The organism is Planococcus liqunii (genome assembly GCF_030413595.1).
Taxonomy (GTDB): domain Bacteria; phylum Bacillota; class Bacilli; order Bacillales_A; family Planococcaceae; genus Planococcus; species Planococcus liqunii.
Genome location: NZ_CP129238.1, coordinates 3864837 through 3886322, shown reverse-complemented (window position 1 = coordinate 3886322; position 21486 = coordinate 3864837). Strand labels below are relative to the sequence as shown.

At 47.4% G+C, this 21486-nt stretch carries 23 protein-coding genes; 13 read left to right on the top strand and 10 right to left on the bottom strand.

Features of this window, described 5'->3' with window-relative positions; genetic code table 11:
* The 7 genes from QWY22_RS19200 (at position 1) to QWY22_RS19170 (ending at position 5651) form a co-directional block, all read left to right on the top strand.
* Entirely contained in the window at positions 1–1080 is a 1080-nt protein-coding gene (locus QWY22_RS19200; RefSeq protein WP_300982377.1) for an ABC transporter ATP-binding protein, read from the top strand.
* A gap of 218 nt (positions 1081–1298) precedes the next feature.
* Positions 1299–1757 carry a PTS sugar transporter subunit IIA gene (locus QWY22_RS19195; protein WP_300982376.1) on the top strand — a complete coding sequence of 153 codons (459 nt, stop codon included), beginning with the start codon at positions 1299–1301 and terminating at the stop codon, positions 1755–1757.
* A gap of 43 nt (positions 1758–1800) precedes the next feature.
* Positions 1801–3177 carry a PTS galactitol transporter subunit IIC gene (locus tag QWY22_RS19190; RefSeq protein WP_176294324.1) on the top strand — a complete coding sequence of 459 codons (1377 nt, stop codon included), beginning with the start codon at positions 1801–1803 and terminating at the stop codon, positions 3175–3177.
* Entirely contained in the window at positions 3178–3462 is a 285-nt protein-coding gene (locus QWY22_RS19185; protein ID WP_176294323.1) for a PTS sugar transporter subunit IIB, read from the top strand. It abuts the gene before it with no gap.
* A gap of 169 nt (positions 3463–3631) precedes the next feature.
* Positions 3632–3838, top strand: coding sequence for a helix-turn-helix transcriptional regulator (locus QWY22_RS19180; protein ID WP_176294322.1), 207 nt, complete (start codon positions 3632–3634; stop codon positions 3836–3838).
* Entirely contained in the window at positions 3835–4518 is a 684-nt protein-coding gene (locus tag QWY22_RS19175; protein WP_036811010.1) for a DUF3169 family protein, read from the top strand. The genes QWY22_RS19180 and QWY22_RS19175 overlap by 4 nt, the downstream gene beginning before the upstream one ends.
* 194 nt (positions 4519–4712) lie before the next feature.
* A complete protein-coding gene (locus QWY22_RS19170) occupies positions 4713–5651 on the top strand; it encodes a Gfo/Idh/MocA family protein (RefSeq protein ID WP_300982375.1) in 939 nt (312 codons plus the stop codon).
* A 22-nt stretch (positions 5652–5673) separates the two neighbouring features.
* Here the strand turns inward: QWY22_RS19170 and QWY22_RS19165 are convergent, their stop codons facing one another.
* Both QWY22_RS19165 and QWY22_RS19160 read right to left on the bottom strand, forming a co-directional pair.
* Entirely contained in the window at positions 5674–6603 is a 930-nt protein-coding gene (locus tag QWY22_RS19165) for an AEC family transporter (RefSeq protein ID WP_300982374.1), read from the bottom strand.
* Between the two features lie 872 nt (positions 6604–7475).
* Positions 7476–8348 (bottom strand): LysR family transcriptional regulator, encoded by an 873-nt coding sequence (locus QWY22_RS19160; protein ID WP_300982373.1) that lies wholly within the window; start codon positions 8346–8348, stop codon positions 7476–7478.
* A gap of 230 nt (positions 8349–8578) precedes the next feature.
* Between QWY22_RS19160 and QWY22_RS19155 the strand changes: the two genes are divergently transcribed.
* Entirely contained in the window at positions 8579–9328 is a 750-nt protein-coding gene (locus QWY22_RS19155; protein ID WP_300982372.1) for a TerC family protein, read from the top strand.
* A gap of 95 nt (positions 9329–9423) precedes the next feature.
* Positions 9424–10041, top strand: a complete 618-nt coding sequence (locus tag QWY22_RS19150; protein WP_300982371.1) for an HAD family hydrolase — start codon at positions 9424–9426, stop codon at positions 10039–10041.
* Positions 10042–10636: 595 nt separating this feature from the next.
* Here the strand turns inward: QWY22_RS19150 and QWY22_RS19145 are convergent.
* The 6 genes from QWY22_RS19145 to pgeF all read right to left on the bottom strand — a co-directional run bounded on the left by QWY22_RS19145 (position 10637) and on the right by pgeF (position 15449).
* Positions 10637–12193 (bottom strand): polyamine aminopropyltransferase, encoded by a 1557-nt coding sequence (locus tag QWY22_RS19145; RefSeq protein ID WP_300982370.1) that lies wholly within the window; start codon positions 12191–12193, stop codon positions 10637–10639.
* A gap of 13 nt (positions 12194–12206) precedes the next feature.
* Entirely contained in the window at positions 12207–12602 is a 396-nt protein-coding gene (locus tag QWY22_RS19140; protein WP_036811021.1) for a DUF350 domain-containing protein, read from the bottom strand.
* Positions 12603–12625: 23 nt separating this feature from the next.
* On the bottom strand, positions 12626–13180 hold the full coding sequence (locus tag QWY22_RS19135) for a DUF4247 domain-containing protein (RefSeq protein ID WP_051413896.1): 555 nt from the start codon (positions 13178–13180) through the stop codon (positions 12626–12628).
* A 60-nt stretch (positions 13181–13240) separates the two neighbouring features.
* Complete coding sequence (locus QWY22_RS19130; RefSeq protein ID WP_300982369.1) at positions 13241–13912, bottom strand: PspA/IM30 family protein; 672 nt, start codon at positions 13910–13912, stop codon at positions 13241–13243.
* A 19-nt stretch (positions 13913–13931) separates the two neighbouring features.
* Positions 13932–14447, bottom strand: coding sequence for a DUF4178 domain-containing protein (locus QWY22_RS19125; RefSeq protein WP_300982368.1), 516 nt, complete (start codon positions 14445–14447; stop codon positions 13932–13934).
* A 243-nt stretch (positions 14448–14690) separates the two neighbouring features.
* The gene (pgeF, locus tag QWY22_RS19120; RefSeq protein ID WP_300982367.1) at positions 14691–15449 is read right to left on the bottom strand and encodes a peptidoglycan editing factor PgeF; all 759 of its coding nucleotides are present in this window, start codon (positions 15447–15449) and stop codon (positions 14691–14693) included.
* A 288-nt stretch (positions 15450–15737) separates the two neighbouring features.
* On the opposite strand from pgeF, the gene QWY22_RS19115 reads away from it, so the two are divergent.
* Both QWY22_RS19115 and mnmH read left to right on the top strand, forming a co-directional pair.
* Entirely contained in the window at positions 15738–16301 is a 564-nt protein-coding gene (locus QWY22_RS19115; RefSeq protein WP_300982366.1) for a class I SAM-dependent methyltransferase, read from the top strand.
* Positions 16302–16483: 182 nt separating this feature from the next.
* Positions 16484–17548: a tRNA 2-selenouridine(34) synthase MnmH gene (gene mnmH / locus QWY22_RS19110; RefSeq protein ID WP_300982365.1), complete on the top strand. Its 1065-nt coding sequence runs from the start codon at positions 16484–16486 to the stop codon at positions 17546–17548.
* A gap of 41 nt (positions 17549–17589) precedes the next feature.
* Here mnmH and QWY22_RS19105 read toward each other — a convergent pair whose 3' ends face one another.
* Positions 17590–18516 carry a DMT family transporter gene (locus tag QWY22_RS19105; protein ID WP_300982364.1) on the bottom strand — a complete coding sequence of 309 codons (927 nt, stop codon included), beginning with the start codon at positions 18514–18516 and terminating at the stop codon, positions 17590–17592.
* 193 nt (positions 18517–18709) lie between these two features.
* Here QWY22_RS19105 and QWY22_RS19100 point away from each other — a divergent pair, with 193 nt between their 5' ends.
* Together QWY22_RS19100 and QWY22_RS19095 are read left to right on the top strand one after the other, a co-directional pair.
* On the top strand, positions 18710–19210 hold the full coding sequence (locus QWY22_RS19100; RefSeq protein ID WP_300982363.1) for an Lrp/AsnC family transcriptional regulator: 501 nt from the start codon (positions 18710–18712) through the stop codon (positions 19208–19210).
* 15 nt (positions 19211–19225) lie between these two features.
* Positions 19226–19612, top strand: a complete 387-nt coding sequence (locus tag QWY22_RS19095; RefSeq protein WP_300982362.1) for a MazG nucleotide pyrophosphohydrolase domain-containing protein — start codon at positions 19226–19228, stop codon at positions 19610–19612.
* Positions 19613–19651: 39 nt separating this feature from the next.
* On the opposite strand, the gene QWY22_RS19090 is transcribed toward QWY22_RS19095, so the two are convergent.
* Positions 19652–21478 (bottom strand): APC family permease, encoded by a 1827-nt coding sequence (locus QWY22_RS19090; RefSeq protein ID WP_300982361.1) that lies wholly within the window; start codon positions 21476–21478, stop codon positions 19652–19654.
* Positions 21479–21486: the final 8 nt, after the last annotated feature.

The following is a 21486-nucleotide window of genomic DNA, read 5'->3' as shown; positions in this document are numbered from 1 at the left end:
GTGAGTGAGCTGCGCATAGTCAATATCGAAAAACAATACGGATCGCTTCAGCAGGCCGGAAGCAGTGCCTTTTCCTTAAAGCCGGTTGATCTGGCCATCCAAGAAGGCGAGTTCTTCTCTTTGCTTGGCCCATCCGGCTGCGGCAAGACGACGCTGTTGAAGCTGGTGGCCGGGCTTCTCGAGCCCGACAAAGGAGAATTGTGGGTGGGAGATGCCGATTTAACGAAAGTGCCGCCGGAAGCTCGAAAGTTTGCCATGGTCTTTCAGCAGCCGCTGCTTTTTCCGCATATGACGGTGGAAGACAATGTCGCCTTTGGCCTGAAAATGCAAAAGTCCGGCAAAAAGGAACGCCTCGAGCGTGCCCGAAATATGCTTTCCCATGTTGGGCTGAAAGGATACAGCAGCCGTTTTCCAAATGAATTGAGCGGCGGCCAGCAGCAGCGTGTAGCGCTGGCCCGGGCTCTTGTCGCGGATCCCCGTTTGTTGCTGATGGATGAGCCGTTCAGTGCGCTGGATCCAAGCCTCCGCGAAGAGATGAGGGAGTTGCTCGGCCGCATCCAGAAAGAGCTCCGGGTCACAGTGGTTTTTGTGACTCATGACCGCGAAGAAGCGTTTCATCTGTCAGATCGGATCGGGATCATGAGCGAAGGAGAACTGCTGCAAGTCGGCACCGCTAAAGAGCTGTACGAACAGCCCGCCAGCACAAAAGTCGCCTCGTTCTTAGGAATGAAAAATATCATTCCGGGCACCATTGCGGGAGGCCGGTTTGCAGCAACATCCGCAGGCTTTGATTTTCCAGCTGCAGAAGCTGGCTTGAACGGACCGGCTTTTTTGATTCTTCGGGCAGAAACCATTCAGCTGATGCACGGCAATGTTGACGATTCCCGTAAAGACCGGTGGAATTTTGAAGGCATTGTCCAAGGCCTGCGGTTCAACCACGGATTTTATACATGCAAAGTAGAGGTGGGTGGCCTGGAGCTGGAATGCAGCCTTTCCGGCCAGCAAGCACAGCGCATTTCAAGGGGCCAGACCGTTCAGTTGGCAGTGGATTTGAAAGACATGCACTGGGTGATTCAATGAATTTCGGAACTGCAAAAGAGGATCCTTCTCAGATTAAAGGAGAAGGATCCCCTTTTATATTTATCATTTTTTAAATATTGCAAATGTTTATTGCTTATTTGTGAAAGCGCTTTTATAATGTAAGTGACATCAAATGTGCCGTGCTGGAACAATTGTAAGTGAACGGAACATTTCTAGAAGCACTGCGCTGATTTACACGGACAGGAGGGGGAGTGAACGTGAAATTAGACAAAGAATTGACGCTGATCAATGTGGAAGCGGTTTCCAAGGAAGAAGTGCTGGAACTGCTCGGAAACAAATTGCTGGATAAAGGGTTTGTAAAAGAAGGGTTTGTGAAAAGTGTTCTTCAGCGGGAAGCGTCCTACCCGACAGGATTGCCGACTCAGCCTTACGGGGTTGCGATTCCTCATACCGACGGAGATATGGTCAATGAATCGAAAATCGCTTTTGCATCCTTGAAAAATCCGGTGAGGTTTACGGCTATGGGGCAGGGAGATGTAGAAGTGGAAGTAAAGCTGGTGTTTATGCTGGCGTTGAAAAAACCGGCTGACCAATTAGAGACGCTGCAAAAACTGGTCGGCTTATTCCAGGATGCGGAAACCGTATCCCAATTGGCCAGCGTGAAAGACGCACAAGAGCTGAATGAACTGGTCGCAGGCAAGGGAAGCAAAGCTTAAAAAACGCTTAGAACGCAAAAAATTGAATTAAGGAGGGAACACGATGGGGTTTCTGCAATGGTTCGTTGATCTGGGTGCCACAGTCTTACTGCCAATCTTAATTTTCATTTTTGCGCTGGCTCTGGGAACAAAACCGGGGAAAGCGCTCCGTGCCGGGATTATTGTCGGCATTGGGTTTGTCGGAATCAACCTGGTCATCGGTTTGCTGGTAGATAGCCTCGGGCCGGCAGCTCAGGCGATGGTCGACAATTTCGGGTTTAACTTGAGCACAATTGATGTCGGTTGGCCGGCAGCTGCGGCGATTGCGTATGGAACGTCTCTCGGCAGTCTGGCGATTCCGCTTGGCGTCGGCGTTAATATCCTGCTGTTGACGTTCGGTTTGACGAAAACCTTGAACGTCGATATCTGGAACTTCTGGCATGTCGCATTAACCGGGTCGTTGGTTTACGCTTTGACGAACGATTTTTGGCTCGGCATCCTGACCATCATTGTGCATTTGCTGCTGCTGTATCTTATGGCGGATGTATTGGCCAAATACATTGAACGCTTTTACGGCTTCCAGAACATCACGTTTCCACACGGAACTTCCGCACCATCGGCCTTTCTGGCAATCCCGATGAACTGGGTATTCGACCGGATTCCGGGCTTTAATAAACTGGAGGCAGATCCCGAAACCATCCAGAAACGGCTTGGCATTTTAGGGGATTCGACCATCATTGGTGTGCTGATCGGGATCCTGATCGGGATTCTGGCCGGCTATGACATTCCGGGCATCCTTCAGCTGGCTATTCAGACCGGTGCTGTCATGGTGCTCCTGCCGCGCATGGTGGCGCTGTTGATGGAAGGGTTAACGCCTGTGTCAGAAGCAGCCGGCGCATTTGTTAAAAAGCGCTTCCCGGGAAGAGACTTGTATATCGGGATGGATAGTGCCCTGGCAATTGGCCATCCGGCGGTTTTGTCATCGGCGCTGCTGCTGATTCCCATTACGATTTTCCTGGCGGTGCTGCTGCCTGGGAACTCGGTGCTGCCGTTTGCCGATCTGGCTTCGATTCCATTCCTGATCTGCTTGATGGTGCCGATTTTCAGAGGGAATATCATCCGTACCGTCATCGGCGGGACCGTCTATATCGGAATCGGCTTATACATCGCTACATGGATTGCACCGCTGTTTACAGAAGCGGCAATCGCTTCCAACTTTGACATGGGAGAGAACAGCAGCATTTCTTCGTTGATTGACGGAGCGGTATGGACGACCTTCATATTCGTATGGATTCCGAAAATCCTCAGCTGGTACGGCATGTCGGCGCTCGGGCTGCTCATTCTGTTCGGTTTGATTTACCAGAACAAGATCAAGCCAAAGCGCGATCATCCAGATGCAGAAAAAGTAAAAGATGAAACAGTGGAAGGGAAGAGGGTTTAAATGAAAAAACTATTGATTATGTGCGGAACGGGCATTGCGACGTCAACCGTTGTAAAAGGCAAAGTGGAGGAATGGCTGAAAGAAAACAATTTGAGCCAGGAAGTGAAGATTTACCAGTCCAAAGTAAGCGATGAGATCAACCGCATCGATGAATACGATGTCGTCCTGTCGACCACATTGGTGCCGGACAAAATCCGCGACAAAGTCATTGACGGCGTTCCGCTTCTGACCGGCATCGGCATTGAAAGCATGTACGAGAAAGTGTTGGCAGAGATTAAACGGTAGAACAAATAAAAGACCCTTATCATTCATTGATGCCTTCTTTATGGAGTGCATCAAGCCGAATGGATAAGGGCTTTTTTTATTATAAAAATGACAAACAAACAGCTCTTTTTGACAATTTTACTTGTCATTTTGAAAGGTTTATTGTACACTTTCGTTAAGAGGTGAGCTTATGAGAACAAGATTGAAGGAATTGCGTGCACGCGATGGTCTGAATCAGACGGAGCTGGCGAAACGGGCGAAAGTTTCCAGACAGACCATTAGTTTGATTGAGCGTGAAGAATTTGTGCCGTCTTTGCTCATTGCCGTCCGAATTGCGCGGATTTTTGACGAACAGATTGAAAATATTTTTATATTTACAGAGGAGGAAGTAGAATGAAGCAAATTTTTCAAATACTGATCGGCGGAGTTGTCGGCTTCTTTGGAATGTATTTCGCACTGTCCATTGACTTTACGAGTGATTTTTCAAGTTTCGGGTTGGAACTGACGCTGCTTATAGCAGGCATCGCCGCGTTGTTGCTGGTATTCAGCATGGCAACTATCCTCCGGGTCAAGAAAAAAACGAAACTTCAGCTAAAAGGCGAGGAAGAAGACGAACTCGATTCGAAACAATACAAAAGCTACAGTGACATTACCTTGGGTTCCGTTGTGGCAATGGTGCTCAGTGTGGTGGCTATAGGAATTGCCGTTATTACCGAACAGCCGGTGTGGGCAGTAATTGCAGCGGGTGCAACATTGATCGGTGCCATCGTGGTTTCAATCGTCGCTTCGGGATTGATCCAGTTGATTTATCCAGAACGCGACTTGCCGGAACCAGGGGAGAAAGATTATGCCAAGAAATTATTGGCGGTTTCAGATGAAGGGGAACGGCACGTCATGTTGGAAGGGCTGTACCGTACACATAACACCATGAATCTTGCTTTGTTTATAGCGCTGCTTTTGTTGATCATCTATTCTGTTAGCACAGGCGTTTCTCAACTATTTGCAATTTTCGTCGTTGCGCTTATTCTCATCATTGCCAATGTCCAATACACTTTTTCGATCCGCAATAAAATATAAATTGAAAAGAAGCATCAACGGCGTAGCGCATGCAGTTGGTGCTTTTAACATCAAACTTTGTCGGTCTGTTAGTATTAGTCCAGGTGTATATTTAAAAGAGCATGGAGACATCTTGCAGAAACTGGCTAAATTTTTAAGAGCTTAGTATATTGGAAAAAGAATAAGTTTTAGAACCAAGAAGGGGAGAATAGTGGATGAGATTCGGCATTATCGGAACAAACTGGATTACCGACCGGCTGCTTAAAGCGGCAAAAGATTTGCCTGAGTTTAGTGTGGGGGCTGTTTATTCCCGAACGGAAGAACGGGGCAGGGAGTTTGCGGAAAAATACGGCGTGGAAGCCGTGTATACGGATATGGCCAAGATGTTCCAAAGCGGAAAAATCGATGCGGTTTATATTGCATCTCCCAATTCGTTTCACGTGGAACAAAGTGTTTTGGCGTTGGAACACGGCATTCACGTGCTATGCGAAAAGCCTGCAGTGATTTCTGAAGCGGAAATGGAGCGCATTGTGGAAGTTTCCCGAAAACACCAAACTACATATATGGAAGCGATGAAATCGACGGTTGCGCCGACTTTCTTGAACTTGAAAAAGAACCTGCATAAGATTGGCCAGATACGGCGTCTTGTGTTCCATTTCAACCAGTATTCTTCCCGCTACGACAAGTACAAAGAAGGCATTATTGAAAACGCCTTTAAACCGGAATTCGGGAACGGCGCAAAAATGGATCTTGGGGTCTACTGCATCGCGCCAATTATCCATCTTGTCGGTGAACCGGAAAAAGTCCTGGCGAATAGCTATTCCTTGTCGACGGGAGCAGACGGGCAAGGCAGCATGATCCTGGCCTATAAAGAATTTGAAGCAATCGTCATGTATTCGAAAATCACCGACTCGTATGTGCCGTGCGAAATCCAGGGCGAAGAAGGCGTCATCGAAATCAATAAAATCAGCGACCCGCGCCAAGTTATCATTAAATACCGCGACGGCCGGACGGAAGACCTTTCCATTCCGCAGGATTATGAAACGATGTATTACGAGTTAAAGGAATTCATGGATTGCGTAAAAGCTGGCCAAGTGGAATCGGCCATCAATACACATGATATTTCGCGGCAAGTTGTCAAACTGCTTTCATAAGCGCCAGTCCCACAAAGTGGAGCTATCCTGGAAATAATATTTTTGCCGAATAAACAATTACAGTCACCGTAGCAATGCTGAATACAGTAGACATCAGCACAGCCTGCGCAGCGTATTGGGGATGATTTCCATATTCCAGAGCGAAAAGAGAACTGTTTCTGGAAGTCGGAAAAGAGCTGGCGATGAATAAGGCCTGTGCTGTAGTCCCTTCAAGGCCCAATGTCAAAATCACCATGATGGCGATGACCGGGGAAAGAATCAGGCGGCCAACGATACTTAAAATCAGCGGCAACGAAAACCGGATCAGCTTTAGCGAGGCGCTCTGTGCGCCGAGTGTGACCAAAGCTAGTGTCAGAAATGCAGCAGCTAGATTTTCAATCGGCGTCCAGACAAAGCCTGGAATCTGGATGGATAGAGAGTGGCAAAGAAGGCCGGCCAAAAAAGCGTAGATGACCGGATTTTTCAGGAAGACCTTCATTGCCTGCAGCCCCTTGGTATTGACCGATACGGAATTATACAAGCCATATGTATAAGTAAGCAGATTCTGGAAAATCAAGACGATAATCTGAATGGACAACCCTAAAGGGTTTTGATGAAAGACCAGCTGACTGATCGGCAAGCCAAAATTGCCGGAATTGACGAGGACCACGCTATTTTTAAAAGTCGCGGAGAGGCTATTATCGAATTTAGCCGCTTTTGCTATCCCGGCACTCAAAGCCATCAAACAAAGGCTTTGGAGGATTAAAAAGCTGAGGACATGAAACAGCGTATGGGCATCTATTTCATTCTGATAAATATTAACGAAGCTGAGGGCCGGCATTAAAAGATACGTATTCAATTTTGCCAAGGTATTCATATCCAGTGAATAGCGGATATGAAGAACAGCGCCTGCACCAATCAGCAGAAAGACCGGCAAAATGACGTTGACGATAATGAGCAATAAAACTTCCATATGCGGTTTCTTCCCTTCCGAAAAAACGATCAATGCTTCTGGTTTCTAAGTTATCCATCTTATTTGGAGTTCTGCTATTAATCATAAGCCGATTAAGAAGCTAATTAAAATACCGATAGTGGATGGATAGGCATAGAAAAAAGGAATAGCGGAAGGCAGAAGAAATTACATAAAAAAAGAGCGGGGAATAAATCCCCGCTCTTTTCAGCTTGTCGAGAAAGACATAACTTATTACCCGATATTCCGCAACCCAGCTGCGCTTGCCGCGGGCGAGCCGCCAAGCCTCCTCAGCCGCTGCGAAAACCTTGTGCTCCTGTTTCTGCATCGCTTCGCTAGCTTCGAAACATGAAAGAGCGTTGCATCGCTGCGCTAGCTTCGTCGCAAATGATTGGGCAAAGCCCAATCATTTCTTGCGGGGGCTCGGCTGTCTCGTCGCTTACGCTGCCCCGCAGGCAAGACATTAGCCGAAGCCTGCGAGGCTAAGTCTTTGCGACGAGCTTGCGCAGGAGCAGCAGTGTTTTCTACGCTGATTTGCTCCATATCGAAGGAGAGCAATGAATAAATAACATGCCTACTCTTTCACTTTTTATAATAAAAGGGAACTTTATTAAAACAGTGAACGGAATGAAGCGGAAAGTGGCGAGGGCAAACATTGTGCTCCTGCATCGCTGCGCTAGCTTCGTCGCAAACAAGTCTGCTTCGCAGTCTTGTTTCCTGCGGGAGCAGCACGAGCTGAAGACCCTGGACGGAGCGCAGCGAAGGAAGCGGCTGAAGCCGTGCCCGCGGAAAGCGTCCATTTGGAGCGAAATGAATAAAGGCTTCACTTGTTTCTCAACAGCCTAAAAAGAGCGGGGAATAAATCCCCGCTCTTTTTATAATTGATTTTTAAAATCGATTGTCTGCACAAACTGAATAAATTCTTTAGCTGCTTTCGATTGAAGAGCTTCTTCATGATAAAGCAGCCATGTTCTTCTAACTAACGGATTTCCAAATTCGTCCTTCAAGTTGATTTGATGAAGGCCTTCCGAATGTTCAACAAGAACACTGGGAAGAATGCCGTACCCAAGTCCATTCAACACCATTTCTTTGCAGGTGTCTGCTTTGTCTACTTCCATTCCAAGCAGCGGCGGCTTTGAAAATGTGCCGCTCCACCAATGGTCGATCATCTTTTTTAAAAGACTGTCTGTTTCATACTCAATCCTCGGCACGGAAGGCAAGTCATGAAGAACGATTTTTTCTTTCGAAACGATGCAAAGATTTTCTTCGAACAAAAGCTGTTTGGGTCCGGACCAGTTATAATCACCGCGTACAATTCCGGCATGAACTTCCTGGTTATAAACAAGGTTAAATACGTCCCGGCTCCAACCTGTGTGTACTTTATAATTCACTTTCGGGAATTGTTCTCCGAATAGTTTGAGCAGGACGGGCAGTTTGTGCCGGGTGATATAATTTGAAACACCCAACCGTAAAGTGCCGCTGACCTCCTCGCCCATGTCTAGGATATGATCCTTAATCCGGTAAAGGCGCTCGAGCATTTCATCTGCGCATTTTGCCAGGTATTCGCCTTCTGCGGTGAATTGGACGCCTTTCGCTCCGCGGACAACAAGAGTCCGTCCGTATTCCTGTTCTATTTGCTGAATTCGTTTGGTTAAGGAAGGCTGAGAAATATACAAACTTTCGGCCGTTTTTGTGATATTCTTTTTTTCATATAGCACTTTTAAAATAAGCCAGTCGCGTTCGTTCATTGCTTTTTCCCCTTACTTCTTATGGCATCCTCGACTATACCGAAACATTACCATATAAAAGCCGGAAAAAGAGCAGGAAAAGATAATATTCATCTGCCTGCCAGATTTTTTTCTATAAATATCAGAAAGTTTGGTTAATTTTTCTGTTTCCTTAGTATAGTATAGAAAAAAGGTTCTTTAATGGCAGACAATCACTTTATCAGATGTCCAATCCTATGGGAGGAAAAAGAATGGGAGCCATTTTACTGGAATATGCTTGGGTCCTGCTGGTTCTGGTGGGGCTGGAAGGAATTCTGGCTGCGGATAATGCCGTCGTCATGGCAGTGATGGTCCGGCATTTGCCGGGAGAGCAGAAAAAGAAAGCGCTGTTTTACGGGTTGGCTGCCGCTTTTATCTTCCGGTTTTCCGCTCTTTTTATGATTACGCTTTTGGTGGGCGTCTGGCAAATTCAGGCACTGGGAGCAGCTTACTTATTATTCATTGCGTTTAAGCACATATACGACCAGCGGAAAGGCCGGGGAGACGGCACGGTCCTGAAAGTGAAGAAAGGTTCCGGCTTTTGGACCACGGTATTAAAAATTGAAGTCGCGGATATTGCTTTTGCCGTCGATTCGATGCTGGCCGCTGTTGCGTTGGCATTGACTTTGCCGCATCTCGGAAATGCGAATATCGGCGGCATCAATGCCGGACCTTTTGTGATTATGCTGAGCGGCGGATTGATTGGCGTGGTCATCATGCGGTTTGCCGCGCATAAATTTGTCCAGCTGCTCGAAACTTATCCGCAGCTGGAAACCGCGGCTTTCATTATTGTCGGCTGGGTCGGCGTCAAGCTCTTGGTCATGACCTTGTCCCATGAAAAAATCCATGTCTTGCCGCATGACTTCCCGCATTCATTCGCCTGGACAGCCATTTTCTGGAGCGTTCTGGTCGGAATCGTGGTTGTGGGCGCCTGGGTAGGATTAAGGAACAATAAGGAATAGCGTTCTTTCGGCAGAAGCAGGCGGGGCAACATGGTTTGGTTTCCCCGTCCGAAAAGGGTAGAATGGAGGCATATCAGTTCAGAGGAGAGGGTTTAATGGACAGCATTATTTTTGACTTGGACGGAACGCTGTGGGACTCACGGGAAACCGTCGTCTTGGCATGGAACAAAGCGATTGAGCAGAACGACAAAATAGATCATACGCTGACAAAGCAGCACTTGAAAGAAACGATGGGGCTGCAGATGCATGAAATCATGCAAAAACTGTTTCCGCATCTGAATGCCGAGATGCACAACGAACTCATTCAGTCCTGCGGTGAAATCGAAGGCGATTTTATCAGCGAACGGGGCGGCATTCTTTATGAGAACCTGGAAGATGTGCTCCGTGCCTTATCGGAGAAATACAGATTGTTCATCGTCAGCAATTGCCAGGAAGGCTATATCGAAGCCTTTTATGACTATCACGGCTTGGACAAATACTTCCAGGACTTTGAGAACCCAGGACGCACCGGGCTATCAAAAGGAGAAAACATCAAACTGATCATGGAGCGCAACGGCTTGAAAGATTCGGTGTATGTCGGAGATACGGCAGGGGACCGGAAAGCGGCCAAAGACGCGGGCATTCCTTTTGTCTTTGCGAAATATGGGTTCGGCGAAGTGGAAGACTACGACTACGCCATCGATGAATTCAATGAGCTATTGGAAATATTTTAAGCATTAACGCGGATTGTTTGAATAAATCCTAATAAATGATAAAGGTGCTGAAGCTTTTGCGCTTCAGCACCTTCAGCTTGTTGAGAAAAATATAGAAAAAATTTCTCTTAGAATATCTCCGATATTCCGCAAACCAGCTGCGCTTGCCGCGGGCGAGCGCCAAGCCTCCTCAGCCGCTGCGCGTCTTGGGGGGTCTCGGCTGTCTCGCTTTCCCGCAGGCAAGACAATGGCTGAAGCTTGCGAAGCCATGTCTTTGCGACGAGCTTGCGCAGGAGCAGTAGGGTTTTCTTCGCTGGTTTGCTCCATATCATTAGAGAGCTATGAATAAATAGCATGTTTACTCTTCCACTCTTTCTGATAAAAAGAGGTTTTTGTAAGAAGCGAGAACCAAATGAAGCGGAAAGTGGCGACTCCTGCGGGAGCAGCACGAGCTGAAGACCCTGGACTGAGCAGCGCGAAGGAAGCGGCTGAAGCCGTGCCCGCGGAAAGCGTCCACTTGGAGCGAAATGGCTTAGAAAATGGAATGTTTTCCGACAGCCTGAAGGTGCTGAAGCTTTTGCGCTTCAGCACCTTTTTGATTTGCTTTGTTTGCTTATTAATAATTCGTCCAGGACTTCTCGTAAATCCCAATCAGATTCGGCCGGATCAGCGAATTGGGTTCCAAGGCGATGATCTTGCCGTTGGCGTCTTCAATTATGGCATCTTCATCTTTCCCGAACGCAGTGAGTGCCGGCAGCAAATCTGTAGTCAGATACTCTGTTTCTTCAATGATTTCGAGGCCTTCTGCCTGAACTTCAGCGCGTGATGCCAGCACGTAGCCCCAGCCGCCGAAACTTGGAATGTCGGCGTGCAGGTTTTCCGTCTGGAGGCCGGTTGACTGGATCGTCTTATCGATGGTCCAGTACACTTGCGGCGCAAATACGGGGCTTGTTGCCTGGACCATCATGGCGCCGTCGGGATGCAGGTGATTGCGGGCAAGCGAGTAAAATTCCGTCGTATACAGCTTGTTGAGCGATTCGTTGTTCGGGTCAGGCAAATCGATGATGATGACATCGTAGAAGCCGTCAGCGGTCTCCAGGAAACGGAACGCATCCTCGTTTACCACATTGACTTTCGGGTTGGAGAGGGAACCGCCATTCAGTTCCGTCAGCAAATGGTTGCTTTGTGCAAGTTCGGTCATTTTCGGATCCAGGTCGATTAAATCGACTTGTCCAAGATCGTCATATTTCAGCAGTTCGCGGACCGCCAATCCGTCGCCGCCGCCAAGAACCAGGACGCGGTCATGTCGGGCAGCTGCAGCCATCGGAGGATGGACGAGGATTTCATGGTAGCGATGCTCGTCCAGCGAACTGAACTGCAGCTGTCCGTCCAGGTACAGACGGGTATCGCCTTGCTGCTTCGTCAAAATAATTTTCTGGTAAGAGGTCTGCTCGGAAAAAATCACCGGATCTTTGTAGAGCTGCTGCTCAAAATGGAATGCGGCCTGTTCACCAAACAAAGCGCCGACGATCAAAACGGCCAGGAAAAAAACACCGAACGCAGCATGTAGCTTGAACCGTTTGAGTTCGTGCTTAAAGCGGAAGACAATCCAAAGGGCCACAGCCACGTTGATCAGGGCGACGAGAAAAGACGTTTTCACCAGACCGAAATAAGGGCGCAGCAAGAACAAAAAGAGCAGCCCGCCGACAAGCCCGCCGGCATAGTCGGAAAACAGCACTTTAGCAGCGCTTTTTTGAAGGGATACCCCGATTTCGTTCGCTTTTCGGATTAAAATCGGCAGTTCCACCCCGGTCAAAGAACCGACAATCAGGATAACGCTGTACAAAAACAGCGAACCTGTGCCCGGCGGCAGGTAGGCGGTGACGCCAAAGAGCAGCATCGCCGAAAAACCGCCGATGATGCCGATGGAATATTCAATCCAGATGAACGACGCAATCAAATGGCGCGTCATTTTCTCGCTGATATAAGCGCCAATGCCCATGCCGGTTAAAAAAAGAGAGATGGTGAGCGTGTATTGCTTCACACCATCTCCTAAAATGTAGGAACCAAGCGCTCCGAATAATACTTCAAAGATGATGCCGCAGATGGAAACGATCCCGGATGCATAGTAAATCGCCCGGCTTTGCCGGACGGATTCTTGTTGTAATACCATTCAAAACACCGCCTTATGTAATCGAGGCGCCGATGACGAACGCCAATCCAACTGAAACGGCGAATGAAATGATGCCTACCGCAGTATTGCGTTCTTTCAACTGAACTTCCACTGAAAAGCGGGGAGTCAGCAGTTCGAACAGGAAGTAAGCGATGAATTGCAGAAGCAATCCGAAAAGCCCCCAGACGACGGTTTCCAAAATGGTGTCATTGTGCAGGATAGAAAAAGTAAGGATGATACAGGTACCGATAATTTTTCCAGCAATCGACAAAGCGACTGCCGTATTGTTTTCTTTGATTTCTTCCCAGTCCTTGTATTTTCTGGTCAATAACTCGAAAATGACCAATCCAACAAGAACCACAGCAATCGCTGCGAGGAAATACAAAAAAGTCAGTAAGAATGAATTCACGGGTCAAGCTCCTTTGCTATGATTTATTTTCCAACACCCGGTCCGCCTCCGCGGAATGTCGAACCGCGTCCAGTGGTGGCTGAAGGAATGGAATTATAACCGCCTCCGCCCGAATAGCATCCACCGCGTGCACAGCGGGTTGCCTGTGACTGGTTCCAGCCGGATCCGAACCGGTTGCTTAACAGAGACCCAAGCAACATCCCTGAGAAAAAGCCGGGATTATAATGGGTTCGGACAAATTCCTCATCCGCCACTTCTACCAGCGTAGTGCCGGGATTGTCCGGGTCTTCTGTCAAAATGATGAAATCATCATTATAGACGAGTACTTGCCGACCCTCAATTTCTTCTCCGACTTGATCCGGTTCCTGGGCTTCACTTAACTCTGCTACCGTCCCGGCCAAATCTTTATCGGACCGGTACAACATGGCGCTGCTGTTTGAGCCGCTGTCACTTTGAACCGCATTGACAAAGGTATAATTGTTTTCCACGTAGTCCTCTGCTTGCGACAGGCTGCTGCCGCATGCCGACAAGAAGAGCACTGCAGCCAAAAGGCCCGTTAGCCATTTCTTTTTTTTCATTGCTCGCACACTCCAAATGAACGGGAACGGCCTGCCCGCAGAAGAGCAGACCGCAGTTCGTTATTCTTTTCCAAGCTGTTTTTTAAGCGCTGCCAGTTCATTGTCCACTGAGCTGCCTTTTTTAAGGTCTTCAAATTCATCGTCCAGGCTGCGCGAACCAGAACGCATATCTTCAGATGTCTCGGCTTCCGCTTCCAGGTGCATGACTTTTTCTTCCATCCGCTCGAACCCTTGCCGCGATTCATCGCTTCCAACGGAGCTCATGGTGCGGTTGATTTTCGTCCGCGTTTTCGCCGATTCGGCGCGTGCTTTCAAGGAATCTTTTTTAATTTGCATTTGTTCATATTCACGTTTCATTTCCGCCAATTTTTCGCGCAGCACCGTCGAGTCGCTTGCTGCCCGTTCGTGGGCTTCTTTCATGGAATTCGCCTGAACGACATGGTTCTGCTTGTCTTCGAGCGCACGGCGGGCCAAGTCCTCATTTCCGGCTTCAATCGCTTCCACAGCTTGCTGCTGGCGTTTTTCGACCATGCTGCTGGCATCGTCGTATTTCTTTTTCAATATTTTTTCGTTGGCCAGCTGTTTGGCGACGGCTGTTTCGGCTTCCCGGATATCCAGTGCCATATCCCGCATAAATTGATCCAGCATTTTTACCGGGTCTTCCGCTTTATCAAGTGCTGCATTCAGTTCGGATTCTACATAGGTTTGCACACGCTTAAAAAATTGAAACATATTCTCTCCTCCAGTTTTGTTAGCTTCCTGCCAGAATGGTGACTTCGTATTCTTCAATTTCGTATCCTTTGCTGACTTCCACTTCGCTGCCCCAAACTTCCACGGATAAATACGATTCTCCGGCTTCATCCAAGTATTCGTAATAGGCCATTTCTGCCCCGTTTACATTTTCACTGCGGCCGAATGAAGTAACATAAGCGCGTCCTTGTTCTTCAAGAAAATACGTTTTTCCGTCGTAGCTGATTTCCTTTTTGCCGGGTTCGAGCCCCGGAATCCGGATCTTTTCGAACACGCCGACTTCGAGCTCATCATCCATTTCCACGCTGAGCCAGATGTTTTTTCCGGCAGACGCCAATTGATAAGCGTCCCAGGTGTAGCCGCTGTCGTTGTAATGGATTTTTCCGACCACTTCGTAGTCGATCAGGTCATACGTTACAAAATCTTTAACCTGCAGATTGCGCAATGTCCGCTTTTCAACGGCCGGCCCTTTTTTGTCTTTTTCTGTCCCGTAAAATAAACGGCTTAAAAATCCCATCTTCTCACCTCATTTAAAAATACGAGCACACCGCAAAGAAGTTTCATTTTTTAGAATATAACAGATTCTGACAGCGAATTAAAGCTGTAATCCTCTTTTTGCCTGCACAAAAAACGGAACCAATTTCGCTTTAGTTTACCCTCTCCAAAGGTAAACTAAGCCTGTGCCGGCCCTATATTGAAGAAAAAAAGCCGGCACCATATTTTACGGAGGCCGGCTTTTGCTTGCAGAGTGTCAATTTCGTTATTTTTTTATAATGAAGCTTAAGTGCCGGCCGCTTTTCTTGTCCTCCCGGTAGGAAAAACCATCGGGGCTTTTAAGCGTGCAGGTGCGGTCGATGTGAATATGATCGCTTGGGATGCCGGCGAGTTCGCATTGCTTTTTGACAGCCAGCTGGTTGTCAATGTGGTATTTGCCGCTTGCTTCGTTGAAATACATGAAGTCCGCTGCATAGCCCAGGTTCTTGAATTTCAAATAGACGTCTTCGTCCACTTCAAATTTTTCCTGGCTAAGGGCGGAACCGAGCTGGACGTGAAAATCTTCCGGGCTGCAATGTTCTTCCTGCTTCAAATGTTCAAACAGCTTCAATGTAATTTCTTTGACCGTTCCTTGCCAGCCGGAATGGACAACCCCGATGAGACCTTTTGTTTCGTGGAAAAACATCACCGGTACGCAGTCAGCGGAAAAGCTCGCCAATAATAGGTCGGGCTCATACGTATACAAAGCGTCCGTGTCTGCAATGGCGGTCTCCTGCCGGTCAGCGCCGCGCCCTTTGTCTGCGGCAGCCACCCGGTGGAAATTTGCGCTGTGCGTTTGATGGGCACAGACAAAATCATTCAGCTCAAGGCCCAGGGATGCCGCCAATTTTTCACGGTTTTCCACAATATGAGCCGGATTTTCGCAGACATGGAGTGCCATATTGTTCCCTTCAAATTCAGCCGGGTCTTTGAGTGTCATGCCGGCCGTGAATTTTTCGTTGTCCAAATATATTGTTGTATTCATCTAATCACCATCCTTGTTTCTATCATACCGTTTTCGTGCGGAGTAGGGATGTTCCAAAAAGGGCTTCTAAAAACTTGTACCCTTGCGGTCAGTTTTTTAACAATGTTCCGCAACTTAAGGCCCAAGGAATAGATTGACCCGCTTTTTTCAAGGGTATATGATAAAAATAACATTTTACAGTTTTTTTGAAAAAGGATAAAGACAGGTATAGAAACGGCTATATTTTGAATGTGTTCTATTTAACGAGTTTGATTGCAGCCACACCAATGATGAACAGGGGGCCAAAAAATGACTACGAAAGAATACGTGAAAAATCTGATCAAAGATCCGAACATCGCTTCGATTACACCGACCTCGAAGACAGGTGTGAAGAAAGTATGCGGGAAAATGGACCTCAGCAAGAAAGTGGTCATCATCGAATACGGACCGGCTACCGGTGTGTTCACCGATTATCTGCTCGAACACATAACGGCCGATTCCATGGTCATTGCGATTGAACAGAACGAAAACTTTGTGGATTACTTAACCAAAAATACGAGAGACGAACGCTTGAAGGTTCACCATGACAGCGCAGAAAACGTACATAATATCGTCAAGCAGTACGGGCTTGGAAAAGTGGATTATGTGATTTCAGGCATCCCATTTTCATTGATGGATGAAGAAGTTCGGGAAGACATCGTGAAAAGGACCAGCCATGTGTTAAAGCCAGGCGGAAAGTTTTTGCCATACCAGACTTTTTTCCAGAAAGACGAGCACCTGATGGTTTATTTGCAGGATTACTTTTCTGAAGCTCGTGATAAATACCTCCTGCGCAACCTCCCGCCGATGCGGCTTTATGAAGCGATTAAATAAGGAAAGATTCGAAAAGGCGGGACTGCGGCAGCAGTCCGTCTTTTTTATTTGCCGGATGAGGATGGAGGTTTGAAGCAGGAAAGCTTCAAAGTGAAATCAATGGGTGTATACTTAAAAAGTGAACTTGAAAAAATTAGGACAAACGACAAAGCTCTTCGGAGAGCTTTTTGGAGGAAAAATAGATGTATAGCAATATAAACGTAGAACAATTGATACCGGTCATTGAAAACCGGAGCATGACGCTTATTGATGTCCGGTCGCCATCTGAATATAAGAATTTCTCTATTCCGGGAAGCATCAATATTCCTTTTTTTGATGATGCGGAACGGGCAGAAGTAGGGACCCTGTATAAACAAGTCAGCATAGACGCGGCAAAAGAACGCGGGTTGGATATCATTTCAGCGAAGCTGCCGGAATTTATCCGTGCCTTTAAAAAAATTGAAGGAGAAAAAGTGGTATTTTGCTGGCGCGGAGGCATGCGCAGCAAGACGACCGCCACGCTCCTGAGCTTGATGAACGTCCATGTCAGCCGTCTGGAAGAAGGCATCCGTGCGTACCGGAAATGGGTTGTGGCCGAACTGGAAACAATGCAGGCGCCTGAAAAAGCGTTTGTTTTGAATGGCTATACCGGGGCAGGAAAAACCCGAATTCTGAAGGCATTGGAGAAAGAAGGCTATCCGGTGATTGATTTTGAAGGGATGGCCAACCACAAGGGATCGATTTTCGGCCAGATCGGCTTGGAACCTCATAACCAGAAAGTGTTCGATTCATTGTTGGTCCACCGATTGAGAGCGCTGAAAGATGCCCCGTACGTATTGTTCGAAGCAGAAAGCCACCGCATCGGCAAAGTAGTGATTCCACCGTTTTTATGTGATTTGAAAAACAGCAGCCAACAGTGGATCGTCGACATGCCGATGGAAGAGCGGGTCAAGGAAATCCTGTTGGATTACCGGCCCACCGAACACCAAAGCGAGTGCATGGAAGCCTTCCAATTGATCAAGTCGCGCATCCATGTGCCAGTAGCTAAACAGATTGAAGAAGATTTGGAAACTGGCGATTTCGCTTCGGCCATCCAATTGCTGCTCGAACATTATTACGATTCCCGCTACAAACATACCAGCCTTCAATATCCGGATTCGCAGAAACAATTTTTGCCGGTCGGCAATATCGAAGAATCTATCCAGACCGTGAAAGACAAGCTTCCGCAATTGAGCGGAAAAAACAAGCAAATGCAGCCAAGCAAATAAACGGCCTTTGCGGCGATAAAAAAACCCTCTGGCAAAACAGGCTACACCTGTTTTGCCAGAGGGTTTATTACGTCTTGAGAACGTGTGGCGGACGGTTTCACTGTGCCGAAATAGCTGAAGAGGATACATCCGCCAATCACCACGGCGCTGCCCAGCAACTGGGCTCCTGTCATTTGTTCGCCAAGAATGAAAAACGCCAAAACGGCGGTGAAGACCGGATTGAAGTTCAGGAACAAACCGGACGTGGTCGCGCCCAATTTTTTGACGCCGATGTTCCATAGCACAAAACAGACAACGGTCGAAATGACGCCGGTGTACAAAATTGAGGAGACAAAAGAAGCATTGATATCCGTTACCGTAAAGTCCGTTAAATTAAACGGCAGCAGGACCAGGACGCCGAAAATGCCCGAATACAAAGTGGCCATTGCCGGAGAAGTAGAAGCCATCGCCCATTTGCTGCAGACCGAGTAAAGGCCCCAAACTGCAACGGCTGCTAGCATATACAAATCGCCTTTGTTGAACTGCATCGAAAAAAGCAGCGCCGTGTTTCCTTTTGTCAGAACCAAAATGACGCCGAACAGCGATAATCCCATCGCGGCAGCTTGGAGCGGCCGGATTTTTTCTTTCAGCAAAAAAGCTGAAAAAACAGCAATGGAAATCGCATTTAACGTGGAAATCAAACCGATATTGGTGGCTGACGTATTTTCCAGTGCAAAAAACTGCAGGATATTAAACAGCGCGACTCCTGTAATTCCCATGGAAATTAGAGGCATAATCGCTTTTCGCGGCGGCAGGATCTTTTTTTCTGTTATCCAGACAAAGGGAATCAGGCAAAGGACCGCAATCATCCAGCGAAGGCTGGTCAAAGTCATAGGAGACGCATGGCCCACCAGCCATTTGCCGACCACGAAATTGCCTGCCCATAAAAAGCTGGTAAGCAGCAATAATAAATAATAGAAATAACGCATGCACAACATCCTTTCAACCTTTGGAGGTAAGAGAAAAACCGGTTTATTGATATGAATAATTTTATCATTTACGAGCTTAAAACTGATTGATATTCTGTAAGAGTTCAGATATTTGGAATTTATTAAAATAATAGAATGTGTTATCTTTAAATTATTCATATAAGATTTTAAAAACCTCCAAGCGTTGAAAAAAATGAAAGGAGGGAAAGCGGTGGAATCGATCATCCGCAAAGTACTTGACCCGACAGATATCGAGATTTTGGACATTTTGCAAAAACAGGCAGACTTGAACAACACGGAAATCGCGAAACGGGTGAATTTGTCGTCTCCTGCTGTCCACTCCCGGATTAAGCGGCTGGAGAGCGAAGGGTACATCAGCCGGCAAGTTGCCATACTAGACCAGGAAAAGCTCGGCTTCGATTTACTGTGTTTTATTTTCATCAGCACAAACCTCCATCAGGCGGAAGAATTGAGCACACTGGAAGGTGCCTTGATGAAAATGCCGGAAGTGCTGGAATGCCAGTGCATCACCGGAGAGTACGATTATTTGCTGAAAGTCGCAAACCGGAACCGAAGTGATTTGCAGGCGTTCATCCGGAAGTTGAATGAACTTGGCGTCACTAAGATCCAAACCAATTTGGCGCTTCGGGAAGTCAAGTACTCGACGGTCTTGCCGATAAAGGCAAGCGATTGAAAAAGGAGGCAGAAAATGAAGGAAGCACAGGCATTTGCAAAGCAGTACCAAAAAGAAATGGGCTGGAGCATTGAAGACGGGGATTATGAAAAAAACCGGGCTTCGCTATTGAACAACTACATGCTGCTGACGACGGAAGTGGCCGAAATCGCGGAAGAACTGCGTAAAGCGTTTAACCTGACTTATAAATATGTACAGAATGGCATGGATAAAGAAGAGGCGTTTCGCTTGGCGTCGGAAACCGTAAAAGAAGACATCGGTAAAGAAATGGCCGATTGCCTCGCTTACATCATGAAGTTTGCAAACTTCTTTGACATTGATTTGGAAGAAAGTTTTTATGGCAAGATGGAAGAAGTCAAAAACCGGCAAAATAAAGATGCATCAGCCAAAACTACTTCATAAAAAAAGCAAAGTCCGCTTTATTTGGCGGACTTTGTTTTTTTATTTTTTCAAGTGAAAAGGCACTGTGATGACAATCAAGTTCTTCCGGAGCAGCAAAGCGGCCCGGATGAGAAATCCCGACTGGTTATGGAGGATATTCTGCCACCCTCTTTTAGGAATAAATTGAGGGATGACTACAGTCACCCGGTAATGCAGTTCATTGGCTTTGTGCTCGACGGTATCGAGAAACTTCATCAGCGGATGAATCACGCTCCGGTAAGGGGAATACAGCGTCGCGAGCCGGACATCGGGCTGCCACTGTTTCCATTTGGCTTCAAATTTCTTTTCATCTTCTTTATCAAAGGCGATGTAAACAGCGATAATCTGATCCACTTTCAATGAACGGGCATAATCGATGGAAGTCTGCACGACTTGAGTGATGCCGGCCACCGGAATGATCATGACATTCCCTTCAACTGCCACTGCAAGGGGCTGTTCTGAAATCCGCAGCTGTTCCGCCACTGCCAAGTAATGGCTCTTGATCCGGTAGAAAACATAAAGGATGATCGGAAGGAAAACAAGGACCGGCCATACTTGCGTGAATTTCGTCAGGAAAAAGATGATGGTGACGGTGAAGCAGATCAAGGCCCCTGCTGAGTTGATAGCAAACTTCAGTTCCCAGCCTTTCGGTTTTTCGCGGATCCATTTCATCATCATTCCGGTCTGGGATAATGTGAACGGGATGAAAACCCCTACGGCATAAAGCGGAATCAGCTGTTCTGTATGTCCGCCGAATGCCACAATCAGCAGGATGGAAGCCAGCCCCAGAATCAGAATCCCATTTGAGTAGCCCAGCCGGTCGCCGCGTACCGTAAACATCCTTGGGATGAATTTATCGGTCGCCAAATTGACCGCCAGTAAGGGAAACGCAGAATAGCCGGTATTGGCTGCCAAAATCAAAATCAAGGCGGTTGTCCCTTGGACGAAAAAGTACAGGAAGTTGCGGCCGAATGTCTCTTCGGCAATTTGGGAAACTACGGTCACTTCCGCAAGCGGTGAAATGCCGTAGTAATAAGCAAGAAAAACGATTCCTGAAAACAGCAGCCCCAATAGAATTCCCATGGCTGTCAAGGTTTTGGCGGCATTGACAGGAGCCGGATCTTTAAAGTTCGGAATTGCATTGGAAATCGCTTCGACTCCGGTCAGTGCGGAACTGCCTGAGGCAAATGCGCGCAGCAGGATAAACAAACTGATGCCCGCGACAGGCGCGCCAAGCTGAGGGTGCAGATCAGCAGGCACCGTGCCGGTCAGGATCTGATAAATGCCGACGCCGATCAAGACAAAAAGCGCCAGGACAAATAAATAAACCGGGTATGCCAAAACCGATGCTGATTCTGTTACGCCCCTTAAATTCAAGAGCGTAAGAAACACCACAAACGCCACAGCTATTGCAACATTATGGCCATGCAACCCTGGAAAAGCAGAAGTGAGCGCATCCGTTCCGGCCGAGACGCTAACGGAAACGGTCAATATATAATCGACCAGCAAAGAACCGCCGGCGACCAGGCCGGGATTGGTGCCCAAATTCTCTTTCGACACAATATACGCTCCGCCGCCGTGAGGGTAGGCGAAAATAATTTGCCGATACGATAAAATCAGCACCGACAACAGCACCAACACGGCACAGGCAATCGGAATCGAATACCAAAACGCCGTGGCGCTGACAGTGATTAAAACAATCAGGATTTGCTCCGGTCCATAAGCTACAGAAGAAAGTGCATCGGAAGAGAGAATTGCCAAGGCTTTCTTTTTATTGAGTTTTTGTTCGCCCAGCATGTTGGATTTTAACGGCCGTCCAATAAAGAAGCGTTTGATTGCAGAGACCATGATGTACA

What these genes read in the sequence shown, in the direction of transcription:
- QWY22_RS19190 (WP_176294324.1), top strand. Translation starts at nt 1,801, where the DNA reads ATGGGGTTTCTGCAATGGTTCGTTGATCTGGGTGCCACAGTCTTACTG.
- QWY22_RS19185 (WP_176294323.1), top strand. Translation starts at nt 3,178, where the DNA reads ATGAAAAAACTATTGATTATGTGCGGAACGGGCATTGCGACGTCAACC.
- QWY22_RS19180 (WP_176294322.1), top strand. Translation starts at nt 3,632, where the DNA reads ATGAGAACAAGATTGAAGGAATTGCGTGCACGCGATGGTCTGAATCAG.
- QWY22_RS19175 (WP_036811010.1), top strand. Translation starts at nt 3,835, where the DNA reads ATGAAGCAAATTTTTCAAATACTGATCGGCGGAGTTGTCGGCTTCTTT.
- QWY22_RS19170 (WP_300982375.1), top strand. Translation starts at nt 4,713, where the DNA reads ATGAGATTCGGCATTATCGGAACAAACTGGATTACCGACCGGCTGCTT.
- QWY22_RS19165 (WP_300982374.1), bottom strand. Translation starts at nt 6,603, where the DNA reads ATGGAAGTTTTATTGCTCATTATCGTCAACGTCATTTTGCCGGTCTTT.
- QWY22_RS19160 (WP_300982373.1), bottom strand. Translation starts at nt 8,348, where the DNA reads ATGAACGAACGCGACTGGCTTATTTTAAAAGTGCTATATGAAAAAAAG.
- QWY22_RS19155 (WP_300982372.1), top strand. Translation starts at nt 8,579, where the DNA reads ATGGGAGCCATTTTACTGGAATATGCTTGGGTCCTGCTGGTTCTGGTG.
- QWY22_RS19150 (WP_300982371.1), top strand. Translation starts at nt 9,424, where the DNA reads ATGGACAGCATTATTTTTGACTTGGACGGAACGCTGTGGGACTCACGG.
- QWY22_RS19145 (WP_300982370.1), bottom strand. Translation starts at nt 12,193, where the DNA reads ATGGTATTACAACAAGAATCCGTCCGGCAAAGCCGGGCGATTTACTAT.
- QWY22_RS19135 (WP_051413896.1), bottom strand. Translation starts at nt 13,180, where the DNA reads ATGAAAAAAAAGAAATGGCTAACGGGCCTTTTGGCTGCAGTGCTCTTC.
- QWY22_RS19130 (WP_300982369.1), bottom strand. Translation starts at nt 13,912, where the DNA reads ATGTTTCAATTTTTTAAGCGTGTGCAAACCTATGTAGAATCCGAACTG.
- QWY22_RS19125 (WP_300982368.1), bottom strand. Translation starts at nt 14,447, where the DNA reads ATGGGATTTTTAAGCCGTTTATTTTACGGGACAGAAAAAGACAAAAAA.
- pgeF (WP_300982367.1), bottom strand. Translation starts at nt 15,449, where the DNA reads ATGAATACAACAATATATTTGGACAACGAAAAATTCACGGCCGGCATG.
- QWY22_RS19115 (WP_300982366.1), top strand. Translation starts at nt 15,738, where the DNA reads ATGACTACGAAAGAATACGTGAAAAATCTGATCAAAGATCCGAACATC.
- mnmH (WP_300982365.1), top strand. Translation starts at nt 16,484, where the DNA reads ATGTATAGCAATATAAACGTAGAACAATTGATACCGGTCATTGAAAAC.
- QWY22_RS19105 (WP_300982364.1), bottom strand. Translation starts at nt 18,516, where the DNA reads ATGCGTTATTTCTATTATTTATTATTGCTGCTTACCAGCTTTTTATGG.
- QWY22_RS19100 (WP_300982363.1), top strand. Translation starts at nt 18,710, where the DNA reads ATGAAAGGAGGGAAAGCGGTGGAATCGATCATCCGCAAAGTACTTGAC.
- QWY22_RS19095 (WP_300982362.1), top strand. Translation starts at nt 19,226, where the DNA reads ATGAAGGAAGCACAGGCATTTGCAAAGCAGTACCAAAAAGAAATGGGC.
- QWY22_RS19090 (WP_300982361.1), bottom strand. Translation starts at nt 21,478, where the DNA reads ATGGTCTCTGCAATCAAACGCTTCTTTATTGGACGGCCGTTAAAATCC.